The sequence below is a fragment of the Loktanella sp. R86503 genome (assembly GCF_042466455.1).
GTDB lineage: Bacteria > Pseudomonadota > Alphaproteobacteria > Rhodobacterales > Rhodobacteraceae > Loktanella.
The window spans coordinates 7,501-23,028 of the sequence record NZ_JAXHCI010000001.1 but is presented as its reverse complement, the minus strand read 5'-3'; the positions used below and the strand labels follow the sequence as shown (position 1 = coordinate 23,028).

Genomic DNA, 15,528 nt, shown 5'->3' with positions numbered 1-15,528 from the left:
ATGACTTGGCCGTGTGAAAGACGTGTCCGCAGTCCGAAACTTTAACACCGTGAAACCAATATGATTATTTATCCGATGCGTATGCGTAGCGCATGGTTAACGTGTGGGTCAACTCTGTCAGACAGCGCCAGCAAGATCCGGCTGTTTGCGCGCATCTTTTAGCGGCATATTGCCGTCGCCGTCCCAATCCTGGTCCGTTGCGACGGGGCATGTGAAATAGAACGTTGTGCGCACGTCAGGCTCGCTTTCGAATCCTATGGTGCCGCCCATCCGCTCTACAATCTGCCGGGAGATATTGAGCCCCAGACCGGTGCCGCCCTTTTGCCGGGTGTCCGAACTATCTGCTTGCGAAAAGGCGCCAAAGATCCGGTCGCGGAACGCATCGGGCACGCCGGGCCCGCGGTCGGTGACTTCAAACCGGACCATATCACCCACCACCGAAATCTGCACCGCGACCGCTGTCTTGGGCGGCGCAAACTTGCAAGCGTTCGACAAAAGGTTGCTCAGGACTTGGGCAATACGGTTTTCGTCCGCCAGCACATGGGCACCGCCGGACATATCAATCAGGCGGAACGTCAGTGCGCTTTTCAGCAGCAAAGGCCGGTTGCTTTCCAAGGCAACGGACACCAGATCACTCGCCCCGATACTGTCGAGGTTAAATTCCATCTTCCCGGCCGAGATTTTTTCGAGGTCCAGAATATCATTGACCAAATTGATCAGCCGGTCCGTGTTTGTCGTAGCAATTTCCAAAAGCCGCGTCACAGGTCCGCTCTTCTCTTCCAGCTTTTTAGTGCCCATCAGCCCCAGCGCGCCCTTGATGGACGTCAGCGGCGTGCGCAGCTCGTGGCTGATTGTCGCGATGAATTCGCTTTTGATTTTTGCCGCGCGCTTTTCTGTCGTAATATCATTTATCTGGACGATATAGATTTCCATCGCTTGCGCGGGATCGAATGCCCAGGACACCTTGACTAGGCCCCACCGCTCTTCACCATCGGCGCAGCAAATCAGATGTTCGCCGCGATAATTGCCGTGGGCATCGCCCCGCAATGTCATAATCGCTTCCATAAAACTGTCACGCTCGGCCGGCGACAACATCAGGCTCAGATGGCCGCCGGTCAGCTTGTCTTCGGGGTAACCTGTGATCGCACTTAGCGCGCCATTTGCACGCAGCATCGTCCCGTTGCCGTTCGTGATGGCCGTGCCGACAGGGGCGCGTTCGATCACAAGGTCCAGCAGCTCTTGACCGTGTTTGATCGCAGTCTCTGCCGCGCGCAGGGCTGTGATATCGGTTTGTGCACCGACCAGTCGCAACGCAGTCCCGTCGGCATCCCGTTCCACGATGACTGCATCGGACCGCAGCCAGCGATAGGACCCGTCCGCCATGCGAATCCGAAATTCGGAAACGGATCGCGGCGTATTGCCCAAAATTGCATCCCGATCTGCCGCCTGAAGCGCAGGCAAATCATCGGGATGGACCCGCGAAAAGAAATGCGCCTGCGTGTCGATTTCACTGTCCAGGGGAACCCCCATCAGGCGCCGCCAGGTTTCCGACACGACGGACGTATTGCTGCGCAGATCAACATCAAAGACGCCGATTTCAGCACCTTGCAGCGCAAGGTTCCAACGCTGTTCGGTATCGGTCAGCGCCTGCAGCGACGTCGCTTCCTTTGTAATGTCGCGCAACAGCACAGATTGCACCCGCATCCCGTTGCTGCGCCGCCAGACATTCGTCTGCATTTCCAGCTTGCAGACCTCTCCGTTGCGCATAGCGTGGGCGGCGCAGGGTTGACCATCACCTTCGCAGGGCTCGTCCTGCACGACAAAATCCGACAGGGCACGGCCCGTCAGTTCTGCTTTTTCGACACCTAAAATTGCACAACTGGCGGCGTTCGCCGATCGCACAATGCCTTCGCTATCCAGTTGCATTACGCCAAACACAGAGTTTTCGATCACCGCACGGTTTTGCTGGGCCCGATCGGACAGCGCCCGCGTCTTGCGTTCGACCAAAGCGTTGATTTCGTTTTCTCGGTTCGACAGCATCCGCAGGTATCGCCAGACCAGATAGCTCATGCCCAGACCGGATATCAGCACAATCAGCGGCAAATAACTGACATGCGCCTTCTGAAAGGCTGCCGTTCCCGTCCAAGTGACGGTCCATGCCCGCCCATAGACATCAATCGTCTGCGTGCGGGTAAACGGCGAATTTATCGCAGGTTTGCCGGCGTTAAAAATTGTCTCTCCCGCATCCTGTACCGACACCGCATAATCGCTATCGCCATCACCATTTGGGAACAAATCATGTAACCCGTCGTCCATGGTAAAGGGGGCATAGACCCAGCCGACATGCGTGGCGATGCGGCTTTGCTGCGTGTCCGGGATCGGGCTGTGATCATAGACCGGGCGAAGCAGCAGGGCACCGATCTTGCTGTTTTCACCCTGCACCAATCTGATTGGCGCTGTCAGCCGCGGCAGCCCGCTGTCGCGTGCCGCAAGAGCTGCGGTGCGGCGGTTTTCTTCGAAACTAATATCAAGCCCGCGCGCGGCGGCATTCGTGGACATCGGTTCGATGAACCGGATAATCATCTTGTCAGTGCGCCCGGTCTGGGGGTGCACGACCAGTTCCGGCTCGCCCCCTGCCCGCGCGTCGTCCAAAAGGTTTAGCAGTTTCGGGCCGTCCGTTGGCAAAACAAAGCCCAGTCCCAGAACGCCCGGCAGCGTTTGTTCGATATTCAACGCTTCAACATAAACAGCCCAATCCTGCGCGGAAACATCGTCAGACGCTTCATAGAAGGCCGCAAGAGAATTGAGGCTTAACAAATAGCTGTCCATGCGCATGGTCAGGGCATCGCGGCTATCGTTTACGATGGCCGAAAAAGTCTGCTCCCCTCGCCGCTGCCCGATCTGATGCGCATAAACGGCCAGCAGCAGTGTCATGACAACACACGCCAGTGCGATTAGCACATGAATGCGAAAAGTGGACTTACCCGACATCTTTTAACTACTCATTCCTCGCCCTTCTTTGAAGGCTTTGCCGAACCTTAGCGCACGGCGGCTGAAACGCGACCATGCATCCCCAGTTTGGCCGCAAGGTGTGACATTTCTAGGGAAGGTTGTATCTTAAGTGCATCTTAAGATCGTTTAGTTTACACCAATAAATTGTATATCGCCCTTACTAATTTCTTAAGGTTGCCCCAAAGGAGCCACAATCTCCTCGCCATATGGGATCAATAGAAAATCTTGCGCGGCCTGCATACCGCGCTTGGCAGAAAGGCCCGACCATGAAAATCCTGGCAGTCGATGACGACCCCTTCATCTTGGAACTGTTGAAAGAAATCATCGGTCATATCGGCGATCATACTCTGGAAACAGCCGAATCCGGCCCCGACGCGCTTGCCATGATGCGCGAAGCAGACCGTTTCGACTGCATCCTGCTTGATTTCCAGATGCCCGTTATGAACGGTGTCGAAGTGTGCCGCGCCTTGCGCACGCTTGATGGCTACGATCAGACACCTGTCGTGATGCTGACGGCCATGTCGGAAAAGCGGTATATCGATGCAGCCTTCCTTGCGGGGGCCACAGATTACATTAACAAGCCTTTCGAAATTTCCGACTTGCGCGTGCGTCTGGGCGTCATTGGATCACTGGTCGCGGCGCGCCGCGACAGCGGCACCAGCCTTGCGACGACACCGTCCGGTCACAGAACCGGCACCGAAAACACGCCCCTGTCACTTCACAAGCCGTTTGAAATCAGGGACATCGACGGCGTGGTCGACGTTGTGGCGCTTGAAAACTATGTCTCGAAGCTGTCTCGGTCGCGCCTGTTCGGGTCTAGCGTTTTTGCCGTTTCGATCCGCCGCATCGAACAGCTTTTCATGCAGGCCACGCCCTTTGATTTTCAATGCATGATCGTCGACGTCGCAGAGGCGCTATCCGATACGCTGGGCCAGCGCAATTTCATCGCGGCCTACGCCGGCAACGGATCGTTTGTCTGCGTTGTCGAAGGGGCTAAAATCTATAACTATCCGGAATTCACTGACCAGCTGAACCTAGCCATTCAGCGCCTTGAAATGCATAGCAGCGATGGCACCCGCCTGCGGCTGCGCGTCAGCACGGGTCAGGCCAGCCGCATCATGTGGCAATCGGGCACAACCGCCCTTGATTTGCTGTCCCATGCTGTCAATAGCGCCGAACAGGAAGCTGTCCGCGCCGAAAAGCAGCTGGACGATTTTTGGTATGGGGGGGCAACGGCCTGATGAATTCCAGCGCCTTTGATGCGGGCATGTCCCGCCTGAAAAAGCGTTTTGTACAAACGCATTACGAAAGGCACGACCGGTTGGAGGATCTTGTCGCAGTGATGCAGCAGGCCAATCCGCCTACCGGTGCCGTGCAGGAGGCAGAAAGTATTCTGCACAAGATCGCGGGAACTGCCGGATCGGTCGGGTTCACGGAACTGGGCGAAGCTGCCTTGCAGCTCGAACTATTCATCCGCGATCAGACCCATACCGATCATGTTGCCATCGCTCAAAGACTGGACGCTTTCCTCGATGTCTCGCTCGCGTTTTGCGATCCGATTGAACAGCTGATGCCGCAAGCTCCACAAGATGCTTTTGCCAAAGTGTCCGGTACGCAGCACTGAATTTTGCGCCTCTTCTCCAAGTTAGCTGCTGTCAGGCTGAATGGGCCCGGACCTGCACCAGTTTGATTCCCGGATCCTGCGCAACAGCCGCGGCAGTTAGGCGGTGGACCAAATGTTGCTGGACGTAGTCAGCAACAAAACCTGACCTGGCCCCCAAAACCAGAATTCCGTCCTGCAGGTCGATTTGCACCAGCTGCGCAAACCACGCCGTATAAGTAGCGGGGTGATCCTGCAAAAGCTGCTCTGCCACCGCGGACCAAAGGCTTCCGTCACGAACCGGCGCGGCTGCCGGGCGCAATTGAACGACATTGCTTTGCGGCACATCAATTGGGGCGGTCGTCGGCGCGGTCATTCTGGCGACAAAATCCGGGCCGATGTCATCCCAGAACGATTTGGTCGCGATCAGAACCTGCGGCAGGTCGATCCGGTGTTCGGCCACCCTGCCCCGTGCTGCCGGCCGCGATACCGTCAGCCAGCCCAGCGTGCGCATCGCTGACATCTCTCTTTTTGCGGTTCGTTCGGTAACGCCCCACATCCGCGCTATTTCACGTTGTCCTACGCAAAACGTCCCGCTGCGCCAATTATAACGTGTCGTGATCAACAAACTTAGACGCAGTGCCAGCCGCGATTCCAGGCTGCCGCCTTGAGCCGCCAGCACAAGCAGCGCAGATAGAATATCATATTTGACGGCACCCGCGTGCTGTCCTGCTGGTTTCCTGACTTGCACGTGCGTCCCCTGCCTTTGCGCCGCGGCCTGCGTGATAGGATGCGATGGTGTCCCTGCGTTTATCGCAAGAATCATTTTTAAACGCTATTCCCGACCTCTCGCTTATTAGCGTTGGAAAGCTGGGCGCTGTCAACGATTCATCTGCCGCCCTGCCCTTTTCCAATCTTCAAAAAATTAAAGAAGGGTTTGAATTGGTATAGGGGGTCATGCTGAGCGTCACCCCAATTGATCGAAATGTCCCATCAACCGGCTGTAGGAGCCTTTTGCATGTCCCCCCAAATGCTGTGGCCGGGCCGAAGTTGCGGGGGCATCAGTGGCAAACTTGATTCGGAACCAACTGCCCTTACCCGCTTGGCTTTTCACCCTGAAACCTTATCCGCGGATAAGGTCCGTAATTCATCATCTATGATATCGACAAAGAACGCAAATTCAGCGTAAATCACAAACAATGGAATTTTAGCGTCCGAGGGAACATGCTGACTCACACCGATCTAAAAGAGATCCATACCAGATCGCTTAAGATGCAAAGCTGGATTCGCCAGCAGACCTTCTCTCCTGAAAGCACGAAGACGCTGCGACGGTTTTCGTCATGGGAGGTGTCAGAGCTGATCCTTGGGATGAACCAGTCGACGTTTCGCGGCCGGATGGCGGCGGATCCGACGCTGCCCGATGGTCTGGTCGAACCGGACGGGCGTCAGCGGTGGTTCACATTGGACGAGGTAAACACGATGCGGCGCAAGCTGAAGGTGAAGGGGAAGTCCCTGATGCCGCCGCGCCCCGGTGGCCGCGCCTTTCGCACGGCGATTGCCAACTTCAAAGGTGGCGCCGGCAAATCGACTGTCGCGCTACACTTTGCCCACGCCGCTGCATTGGACGGTTACCGGGTGCTTTGTGTGGACTTTGACCCGCAGGCTACGCTGTCCCATTCCATGGGCCTGACTGATGTCAGCGAAGAACAGACCGTTTGGGGCATCATGGCGCGCGATCTGGTGCGTCAGACCGAAGCCGCAAATGCCGCGCCGAAGGCCGCGGCAAGTGGCACCGCCCTGCCCCGCCGTGCGATCCCGTCCAGCATCACCGACATGGGGTTGCAAGATTTGCGGATTGCCGACTTTATCCAGCCGACAAACTGGCCGACGATCGACATCATCCCGAGTTGCGCCAATGCGGCCTTTGTTGAATTTGCCTCGGCCCAGTATCGCCACCTGAACCCGGAGTGGTCGTTCTTTGCCGCCGTGTCGCGGTATCTGGATCAATTGCCGGACGACCAGTGGGATTTGATCATTTTCGATTGCCCCCCTGCGATTGGCTATCAGTCGATGAATGCGGTTTTTGCAGCCGACATGCTCTATATCCCGTCGGGTCCGGGGTATTGGGAATATGACAGCACCACATCTTTCGTTGGTCAGCTGTCAGAAGCGCTGGAAGATTTGGCGCATGGATTTGGACAGACCTTATCCGCGGATAAGGTTTCACTGCCCAAAGAATTCGTCGACGTTCGGTTTCTATTGACCCGGTTCGAGCCTGGAAACGATCTGCACCGTGCGATGTATGATGCATTCGGTAAGGTCTTTGGCGAAAGACTTGCGGTGCACCCAGTTGAGATGACCCGTGCCGTCGAACAGTCTGGCCGTTTCCTCGCCTCGGTTTACGAGATGGATTACCGCGATATGACCCGTGAAACCTGGCGCCGTGCGCGTGGTAGTTTCGATCAGGCCTATACGGAATTCCGCGCGACGATGCTGGCCGCCTGGCCGCAGATCAATGACTGAAACCTTATCCGCGGATAAGGTTTTGCACCTTATCCGGAAGGAGACACATTATGAGCCGTAAGAAACGTATCTTTGATATAGAGCTGCCGGACGAACCTGCGCCGCGTGTCGATACGCCCGCCCCCGCCCCGATGCCCAACGTGCAGCGCCGTGGTCCGATGGCAAGCGCCATTGCAGAAAACGCAGAGGCATTGCAGGCCCGCGCCTCCGCCGTTGCGGCGATCAGGGAGGAGAATGACGCGCTAGCCCATGAGTTTGTCGCGCTGCGCGAGGCTGGGCATGTGGTGGTCATGGTGCCGCTGGATGATGTGCACACCCATTTGCTGGTTCGGGACCGTATGCCCGGTGAAGATTTTGAACTGGCGGATCTGATAACTTCGATCAAGGAACTGGGGCTGTCTAACCCGATCCGCGTCGCCGAACGCGGCGATGGGGCAGGCTACGAACTGGTGCAGGGCTTCCGGCGGTGGTCTGCCTATAAGGCGTTACAGGCAGAAGGCGAGGGGGATTGGAGCCGAATTCCGGCGCTGGTTTTGCCGGCGAGTTCTGACGTGTCGGGTTTATACCGGCGGATGGTCGATGAAAACGTCATTCGCAAAGACCTGTCGTTTGCGGAGATGGCGCAGGCGGCGATGAATTACGCTGGCGATCCTGGGACGGACGCGAATGATTTGAAGACTGCCGTCGGTCGGCTGTTTCAGTCGTCGCCGTATTCTAAGCGCAGCTATATCCGGTCATTTGCGCGGGTTCTGGATGCCCTAGGGTCGGTGTTGCATTACCCGACCGAAATTCCACGTGTTCTGGGTGTCAGGTTGGCGCAGGAAATTGAATCCGAGCCGGGAATTATCGGCCGTATTAAAGATGAGCTTCACGATTGGGATAATCGTTCGATCGTCGATGAGTTGGGCGTTCTGCGCCGGTACGTTGGGTTAGATCAGTACGAACTCCCGGACCCTGACGCGCCGCCGATAAAGAAGTCGCGCAGTGTGGCTGCGGATGCGGGAAAGACAAAGACGACCTTTGATTTGCGCACGCGGCAGGGGCGCGTGAAGTGCACGGCTGCCGTCGGCAGGCTGGAAATCAAGGTCGACCGCGATTTTTCGACGATGGATCGGGCGCGGTTGGAGCGTGCGATTGCGGCTCTGATCGATGGCTTGGACTGAAAACCTTATCCGCGGATAAGGTTTCGGTGGTGTGTCGGCGCAAGTCGATTGGCGCAAGGACGGCTTCGTGGTACTATTATTGGGCAGGGCGGTGCAGGGTGGCCTGTACTGCCCTTTTTTATTATATTTTACAACGAGTTAACTCAAAAGTGCCTGATGCTTTGCTGTGATACGTTAATTTTCGATTAAATCGGGTTCGTCCATATTTCTGCCTGATTTAAGAGCTACCGTTAAGTCAAGCCGCCAAACCCGTTGGTCGCACTGTTGGCTGCAAAAGCGCCGTACAACCTGAACCGGAGCCTAAATGCTTAAGCCTGCGCAAAATGATTCCCCCGTGGGAGGGGGCCGGTTTGATGACCGAAGCGCGTGGCTGGAAACGGTGCAGGCATTGTTTGACCTGGGTAGGGGGCGGCTATGGTTAGATTTTTAAGCAGGCTGAACCGGATCAACCGGGAACGTTTTATGTTGCGTAATCTGCAGGATTATTCCCGTGCAGTGAATACGTTGACATGGCAGCGTCAGATCATCTTTTTCGGCGTGGCGCTTTTGACTGGCTGGTTCTTTTCGCCGGTGCTGGCGACGCTGTTCTTTATCACCAGCATGCTGTGCGAATTCGCCGATCTGTCACTGGCGCGCCGAGTCAAAGGTTTAAGGCCGCAAGACGAATCTGGCATTTGGCGGGTTTACCTTGGCTATCTGGGTAACACGGTCGTCAGCACGCTGGCGATCTGCAGCTATTCGGTTTGGGTTGCGGGGCAATCCAGCGGCGAAGGGTTGTTTACCTCTTTGTTCATCCTGTTCTCTGGCGCGCTTTATGCGGCGATGAACAACCACCAAATCGCCAGCATTCTGGCGACCCGGCTGACGCTTTATGGCGTGGCATTTTTCATCATGACTTTGCGGGATATCATTCTGTATCGCCCCGACATGACATCGTCATCGTGGCTGCAGTTTTTTACGGTCGTTTTCGTGATGTATTTCGTCGTCGATTGTAGCCGCATTTTTCTGCGGATGTATCGCCAGGATTTGAAGCGGCTTCAGGACCTGAAGATCGAGCATGAGCGGGCAAAAGAGGCGCTTGTGTTGAAATCGCAGTTTGTTGCGGTTGTCAGCCACGAGCTGCGCACGCCGCTGACGTCGATCAAGGGGTCGCTTGATCTGGCGAATTCTGGCCGTTTTGGAGAGCTGCCGCCGCGCGTTGCGCATCTGCTGGGCATGGCAAGCAAGAACAGCGAACGGCTGGCAGCTTTGGTCAACGATCTGCTGGACTTGCAAAAGCTGGAAGAGGGCGAGCTGAAGTTCGATTGCGAAGTAATCGACATGGGCGCGTTTCTGGTCGATGCGATTAACTGGCACCAAGGGCTGGCCGAACGCTATAACGTGGACTTGCAACTGGATGCGCAAGGGCTGACATCGGCTTTCGTTCACAGTGACAAGTCGCGGCTAATGCAGGTGCTTGGCAATATCATTTCCAACGCAGCAAAATTTTCCCCCGCCTTGGGGGAGGTGGATGTCGGTATGAGTGTGCGCGATGACCGGGTGCGGGTCACAGTGCGTGATCACGGCGTTGGCATTCCCGACGGAGCAAAGGATCAGATCTTTGCGCGGTTCATCCAGCTTGATTCATCTGACCAACGTCAATTCGGCGGCACGGGGCTGGGGCTGAATATCTCTCGGGAAATTATCGAGGCGCTTGGCGGGGTCATCGATTACGATTCGACATTGGGTAAAGGAACGACGTTCTACATCGAATTGCCAACTATTCCTGAAGCCGAGGCGAAGGGACAACTGGCGCACAAGAGGCATGGTAAGGACGCCGCGGCGTTAAAGCGCGCGGTGATCTGAAACTGGTTTGGTGTCCGGTCCAAACGATGGACTGGTTATGCCTCTAAATTAGCATGAACTGCTCGGTCAGGTTGTTTTGCAACCAGACCGGGCTATTGGTGCTTGAAGCAACGGTTATCCGACTTTAAACCTGAAAGCCTGATGGTTTATGCAGTTGGCACAGCTTTCCAGTTTTCGGTTTATCTGCCTTGTTCCCCAGTGCCATTGCGTTTTTCGCGCCGTCTTGTTGAGCCTTTAGCGGGTTAAGCCGCTGAATTTAAGCAGAAAAGGGGATGAACTTGGTCGACTTTGCCGCAGGGTGCCTTGCATTGGCTTATTTCTTGATGATTGCTGCGGCGACAAAGCAGCATTTCAATTCGGATAAATATCCTTGGGGTATGCATTTAATCTCTGTCCTATCGCTGATCGGCGTGTCGTTCTTTATGTATACTGCTTTTCTGTTGACGCTAAGTCAGCCTGTGGTTGTGATTGCGTTGATTGTGGCGGCCTTTGCGCTGTTTGTCTGGGCGACGCGGCATAGCAATCAAAAGCAGTTGGGGCTGGCATTCGCTGAAGATTTCAAAACCAGTGGAATCATTACCACGGGCCCGTGGCAATATGTGCGCCATCCGTTTTATGTATCCTACATCATCTTTTGGATGGCCTGCGCCATTGGCACCGTGCACGTCGTATCGATCATCGTCTTTGCGGCTCTGCTTTTCATCTATGTCTATTCCGCCCTGCGCGAAGAAGCCTGGTTAAGGGGCGGTGACCATGGCAGCACCTATGTCACTTATCAGCGCAGCACCGGTTTCTTTCTGCCCACCCGTGTGATGAGGAAGACATCTTGAGCGCCAAACGGTTCGAGATCGGTCAGGCGCAAAATCAGGAAGACTTGAATGCGATCGGGGCGTTTCGGTATCGCTGCTATCTGTCCGAAGGCATGATTGCACCGCATGACGGGGCGTGTTTTCTGGATGAATACGACGATCTGGCGACCTGTCAGGTGTTCCGGGTCCGGTCGCAAGAGGAGATTGTCGGCACCATCCGCCTGCATGTTTTGACCAAAGAGCATCCGAAGTCGGCAACGATGTCCGCATTTTCCGACGTGCTGATGCCGAAGATTGACGCCGGAATGACCATGATTGACGGGGCCCGGTTCGCTGTAGAGCCGGGTCTGGGGGCCTTGCGGCTGTCGATCGCACGCCAGACGCTTCGGCTTTATGCGACGGTGGGAGAACAGCACGCGGTCGATTATGGTGTTGCCGCAGTGGCAGAGGACCGGGTCGAATTTTACCGGCGGCTTTACGGCTTTGATCAGTTGAGCGATCCGCGCAGTTATGGCGGGCTGAACAAGAAGCTGGTCCTGATGGGTGTCGATCTGTAGATCGCAACTGGCTGTGTTGCGGTAGGGAAGGGCCCCGATGAAACAAGATCAGGAGCTTCGGATCGATTTTGTCGAAGGTGCGGTCGCGCACCGTCTGCGGTTTGGTGGCGGGCGCGGGCAACCGTTGGCCAAGGCGATGGGCCTGACGGACGGGCGGACACCGACGATCGTGGATGCGACGGCCGGGCTTGGGCGCGATGCGTTTCTTCTGGCGTCGCTTGGCGCACAGGTCACGTTGATCGAACGGTCCGAAAAGATGCATGCGCTGCTGGCAGACGGGCTGGCGCGAGCTGGCGCCGAAGGCGGTGATCTGGCCGAGATTACGGGCCGCATGACGCTGTTGCTGGGTGACGCTAAGGCGTTGCTGCCCGGACTGGAGGCGGATGCGGTGCTGGTCGATCCAATGCACCCCGAGCGAAAGAAATCCGCTTTGGTCAAATTGGAGCTGCGTCAGGTCCGAGAGATTGTCGGTGAGGACGATAATGCGCTGGAGTTGATGCAGGTCGCACTGGAACATGCCCGCAAAAGGGTCGTTCTGAAGTGGCCGCAAAAGGCGGCTTCGATCCCCGGGTTAAGGCCGTTTTCGCATCAAATCCTTGGCAAAACGACGCGGTATGACGTGTTCATGAAGGGGTGACGGCGTAAGTCGCCAGAAACATGGCGACCGCACTTTGTGCCGTTGCCGCGATGTCCTGCGGGGGGGGCGGTGTTTCAGCTTTGGCAAACAGGCGGCGGCGCCAAAGGCCGGCGGTGCAAAGCTCGACGAACTGATAGGCGGCAAGCGGCAGGTCCGGAATGGTTAGAGTGCCTTGCGCGACTTCGTTTTCCAGCATGGCCAGCAGTACCGCGTGACCTTTGGCAGCACCGGATTCGTAAAAACGAGTGCCGATATCGGGGCGACGTTCGGCGATGGCAATGACAATCCGCTGCGCTGCGATGACGTCATCCGAACAAACCGCCGTAGCGAGTGTGCGGCCAAAGGCAGCAAGGCGGTCGGCCAGCGGGGCAGGGCCCTGAACGCTGCTTTGCAGGTTTTCGAACATGGCTTCGCGGCGGTTTTCGACCAACGCTTCGAACAGGTCTTCTTTGCTGGGGAAGTAGACATAAAGCGTGCTTTTGGACACGCCCGCGGCGGTGCAGATGTCTGACACGCTGGCCGCATCAAATCCCATTTGCATGAAAACCTGTGCGGCACCCTGGATAATGGCGGCGCGTTTGTCCGGGTTTTCCCCTGCGGCATGGCGCGGGGTGCGGGGGCGTCGGGGTTTTGATGCTGCTTTTCCGGTCATGCTTTGCATATAATCGAACCAATCGGTTTCATAAAGCCTTGAAGTGCATATGGCTCTGCGCTATCTGCCAAATCGAACCCGGCAGTTCGATCTGATTCTGTATCCCTCTGCTTTTCCCGATGCACGTCTACAGGAGTGTCACCATGGCGCGTCATGATCGTACAATTTCCCCGTCCAGCGAAACACAAGAGGCGCAGGCGGCGGCGGCACCTGTTGCTCCTGCGAAAAGCAAACGCAAACGGATCATCCTTGGTGTGGTGGCCCTGGCCGTAATCGCGGCGGTTTTGGATTTCGGCTATGAATACTGGACGACGGGCCGCTTCATGGTTGAAACCGACGATGCCTATGTCACGGCGGATGTGACGCTGATTTCCAGCCGTCTGCAAGGCTATGTCGCCGAGGTGCCGGTGCGCGAAAATGCGACCGTGCAGGCGGGCGACGTTTTGGTAAAGCTGGATGACGGCGATTACACGATTGCGTTGGAAGTGGCCGAAGGGCGCGTTGCATCCGCCGGCGAAACGCTAAACCGGATCGATGCGCAGATTTTGGCGGCAGAGGCTGGTGTGGCTGCGGCGCAGGCGCAGCATGATATGGCGATTGCCCAGCAAAGCGCGGCGCAAAGCAACGCGGTACGGGTGCAAAGCCTGGCCAGCAACAATGTCGCGGCGCAGGCGCAGCTAGATACGGCGACCGAAACGCTGGCGACGGCGACGGCGACGGTGGCCAGCGCGGATGCAGCAATTGCTAGCGCGAATGCGCAGGTGGGCGTGCTGAAAGCGCAGCGCGCCGAGGCGGTTGGCACCCAGCATGAGCTGGAGCTGGCGGTGGATCAGGCGCAGCGCAATCTGGACCTGACGGTTTTGCGGGCTCCTGCGACGGGCACGCTGGGAAATATGACGCTGGAAGCTGGTGATCTGGTCACGGCGGGCGCGCGCCTGGCTGCGCTGGTGCCGCTGGAAAGCCTTTATATCAAGGCGAACTTTAAGGAAACGCAGATGGCGGGAATCGCGGTCGGCGCAACCGTTGGCATCACGATTGATGCGCTGCCTGATGCCACATTTGAAGGCACCGTTGAATCAATTGCGCCTGCAACGGGGTCCGTGTTTTCGCTTCTACCGGCGGATAACGCGACGGGTAACTTTACTAAGGTTGTGCAGCGCGTTCCGGTGCGGATCGCCATTCCGCAAGAGGCACTGGACGCTGGCGGCTTGCGCGCCGGTTTGTCGGTCAAGGTCGAAGTCGACAGCCGCACCGGCGGCGCGTCGGAGGCGCATGAAGCGCCGGTTGTCGCGGCTGCGGGCGAGTAAGGATCATGTCTGCAACATCGCCTGCCATGCAAGGCACGGCGCCGGCGGCCGCGGCTGCCGACGATAATGCCCTGACACCTCGGCGCGTTCTGGCCTTTATGGTTATGGTGTTCGGGATGTTCATGGCGATCTTAGATATCCAGATCGTTTCTGCGTCGCTGCCTGATATTCAGGCGGGCCTTGGGGCCAGCGCGGACGAGATTTCGTGGGTGCAGACGTCGTACCTGATCGCGGAGGTCATCATGATTCCGCTGTCGGGCTTTTTGGCGCGGATGATGTCGACGCGGGTTTTGTTTACCATCGCGGCGGCGGGATTCACGGCCAGTAGTCTGATGTGCGCCACAGCCAGCAGCATTGGCGAAATGATCCTGTGGCGCGGTCTGCAAGGATTTCTGGGCGGCGGCATGATTCCAGCGGTTTTTGCTGCGGCGTTCACGATCTTTCCGCCATCGCAGCGTTCAACGGTATCGCCGATCATCGGATTGATCGCGACGCTGGCACCGACGGTTGGCCCGACGGTCGGCGGTTTCCTGTCGGCGACGTTTTCCTGGCACTGGCTGTTTCTGGTTAACGTGATCCCCGGCATCGGTGTTGCCCTTGGCGCGTGGATGCTGATCGATTTTGACAAGCCCAACTGGAAGCTGCTGAACAAGTTCGACTGGTGGGGCCTGCTCGCGCTGGCCGGATTCCTAGGCGGGATGGAGTTTGTGCTGGAAGAGGGGCCCGCGAATGATTGGTTCGACGATCACGCAGTTGCGGCGCTGGCGATCATCATGGTCGTGGGCGGGATTGTCACCTTTTGGCGGGCGTTCACGCGGGACGAGCCACTGGTCGACTTTTCGGCCTTTGCAAATACCAACTTCGCTGTGGGGTCGGTGTTCAGCTTTACCATGGGCATCGGGCTTTACGGTCTGACCTATCTTTACCCTCTCTATCTGGGGTCGATCCGGGGCTATGATGCGCTGATGATCGGGCAGACTGTGTTCGTGTCGGGGCTTGCGATGTTCTGCACCGCGCCGCTGGCGGGTATCCTCTCGGCCAAGATGGATTTGCGGCTGATGCTGTTGATCGGGTTCCTTGGCTTTGCAAGCTCTACCTGGATGCTGACGGGACTGACAGCGGATTGGGATTTTCAAGAGCTGATGTGGCCGCAAATCATTCGCGGCATGTCGCTGATGCTGTGTATGGTGCCAATCAACAACCTTGCGCTTGGCACTTTGCCTGCGGACAAGATGAAAGGCGCGTCGGGTCTGTATAACCTGATGCGGAACCTTGGCGGGGCGGTGGGACTGGCGCTGATCAACACAATCCTAAGCGACCGGCGCGTGCTGCATTATGAACGGCTATCAGAGGCTGTGACCTGGGCCAATGCAGAGGCGCTGTCCCAGATGCAGCAAACGGCCGCGCTGCTGACAGCGCGCGG

General features: G+C 57.1%; 13 protein-coding genes (1 of these 13 only partly in view). 10 read left to right on the top strand and 3 right to left on the bottom strand.

Annotated elements, in window-relative coordinates:
• Positions 1-117: 117 nt before the first annotated feature.
• Positions 118-2,934: a CHASE domain-containing protein gene (locus tag SJY10_RS00100; RefSeq protein WP_386678994.1), complete on the bottom strand. Its 2,817-nt coding sequence runs from the start codon at positions 2,932-2,934 to the stop codon at positions 118-120.
• Positions 2,935-3,278: 344 nt separating this feature from the next.
• Here SJY10_RS00100 and SJY10_RS00095 point away from each other — a divergent pair, with 344 nt between their 5' ends.
• Positions 3,279-4,253 carry a PleD family two-component system response regulator gene (locus SJY10_RS00095; RefSeq protein ID WP_386678993.1) on the top strand — a complete coding sequence of 325 codons (975 nt, stop codon included), beginning with the start codon at positions 3,279-3,281 and terminating at the stop codon, positions 4,251-4,253.
• Positions 4,254-4,279: 26 nt separating this feature from the next.
• Positions 4,280-4,636 carry an Hpt domain-containing protein gene (locus SJY10_RS00090; protein WP_386678992.1) on the top strand — a complete coding sequence of 119 codons (357 nt, stop codon included), beginning with the start codon at positions 4,280-4,282 and terminating at the stop codon, positions 4,634-4,636.
• A 31-nt stretch (positions 4,637-4,667) separates the two neighbouring features.
• Here the strand turns inward: SJY10_RS00090 and SJY10_RS00085 are convergent, their stop codons facing one another.
• Complete coding sequence (locus SJY10_RS00085; protein ID WP_386678991.1) at positions 4,668-5,135, bottom strand: DnaA N-terminal domain-containing protein; 468 nt, start codon at positions 5,133-5,135, stop codon at positions 4,668-4,670.
• Between the two features lie 701 nt (positions 5,136-5,836).
• Here SJY10_RS00085 and SJY10_RS00080 point away from each other — a divergent pair.
• The 6 genes from SJY10_RS00080 to SJY10_RS00055 all read left to right on the top strand — a co-directional run bounded on the left by SJY10_RS00080 (position 5,837) and on the right by SJY10_RS00055 (position 12,146).
• Positions 5,837-7,135: an AAA family ATPase gene (locus SJY10_RS00080; RefSeq protein ID WP_386678990.1), complete on the top strand. Its 1,299-nt coding sequence runs from the start codon at positions 5,837-5,839 to the stop codon at positions 7,133-7,135.
• 50 nt (positions 7,136-7,185) lie between these two features.
• Entirely contained in the window at positions 7,186-8,298 is a 1,113-nt protein-coding gene (locus SJY10_RS00075) for a ParB/RepB/Spo0J family partition protein (protein WP_386678989.1), read from the top strand.
• 462 nt (positions 8,299-8,760) lie between these two features.
• Complete coding sequence (locus tag SJY10_RS00070) at positions 8,761-10,143, top strand: sensor histidine kinase (RefSeq protein WP_386678988.1); 1,383 nt, start codon at positions 8,761-8,763, stop codon at positions 10,141-10,143.
• 272 nt (positions 10,144-10,415) lie between these two features.
• A complete protein-coding gene (locus SJY10_RS00065; protein ID WP_386678987.1) occupies positions 10,416-10,973 on the top strand; it encodes a methyltransferase family protein in 558 nt (185 codons plus the stop codon).
• Positions 10,970-11,509, top strand: a complete 540-nt coding sequence (locus tag SJY10_RS00060) for a hypothetical protein (RefSeq protein WP_386678986.1) — start codon at positions 10,970-10,972, stop codon at positions 11,507-11,509. Before SJY10_RS00065 ends, SJY10_RS00060 begins: the two co-directional genes overlap by 4 nt.
• A 37-nt stretch (positions 11,510-11,546) precedes the next feature.
• Complete coding sequence (locus SJY10_RS00055; protein WP_386678985.1) at positions 11,547-12,146, top strand: class I SAM-dependent methyltransferase; 600 nt, start codon at positions 11,547-11,549, stop codon at positions 12,144-12,146.
• Here SJY10_RS00055 and SJY10_RS00050 read toward each other — a convergent pair.
• Positions 12,133-12,798: a TetR/AcrR family transcriptional regulator gene (locus SJY10_RS00050; protein WP_386678984.1), complete on the bottom strand. Its 666-nt coding sequence runs from the start codon at positions 12,796-12,798 to the stop codon at positions 12,133-12,135. The two genes, SJY10_RS00055 and SJY10_RS00050, sit on opposite strands and share 14 nt — an antisense overlap.
• Positions 12,799-12,941: 143 nt before the next feature.
• Here SJY10_RS00050 and SJY10_RS00045 point away from each other — a divergent pair, with 143 nt between their 5' ends.
• The gene (locus SJY10_RS00045) at positions 12,942-14,105 is read left to right on the top strand and encodes an HlyD family secretion protein (protein WP_386678983.1); all 1,164 of its coding nucleotides are present in this window, start codon (positions 12,942-12,944) and stop codon (positions 14,103-14,105) included.
• 5 nt (positions 14,106-14,110) lie between these two features.
• On the top strand, positions 14,111-15,528 hold the 5' portion of the coding sequence (locus SJY10_RS00040; RefSeq protein WP_386678982.1) for a DHA2 family efflux MFS transporter permease subunit. Its footprint extends 175 nt past the window's final position; 1,418 of the gene's 1,593 nt are visible here — the first part of the coding sequence; it begins with the start codon at positions 14,111-14,113; its stop codon lies beyond the right edge, outside the window.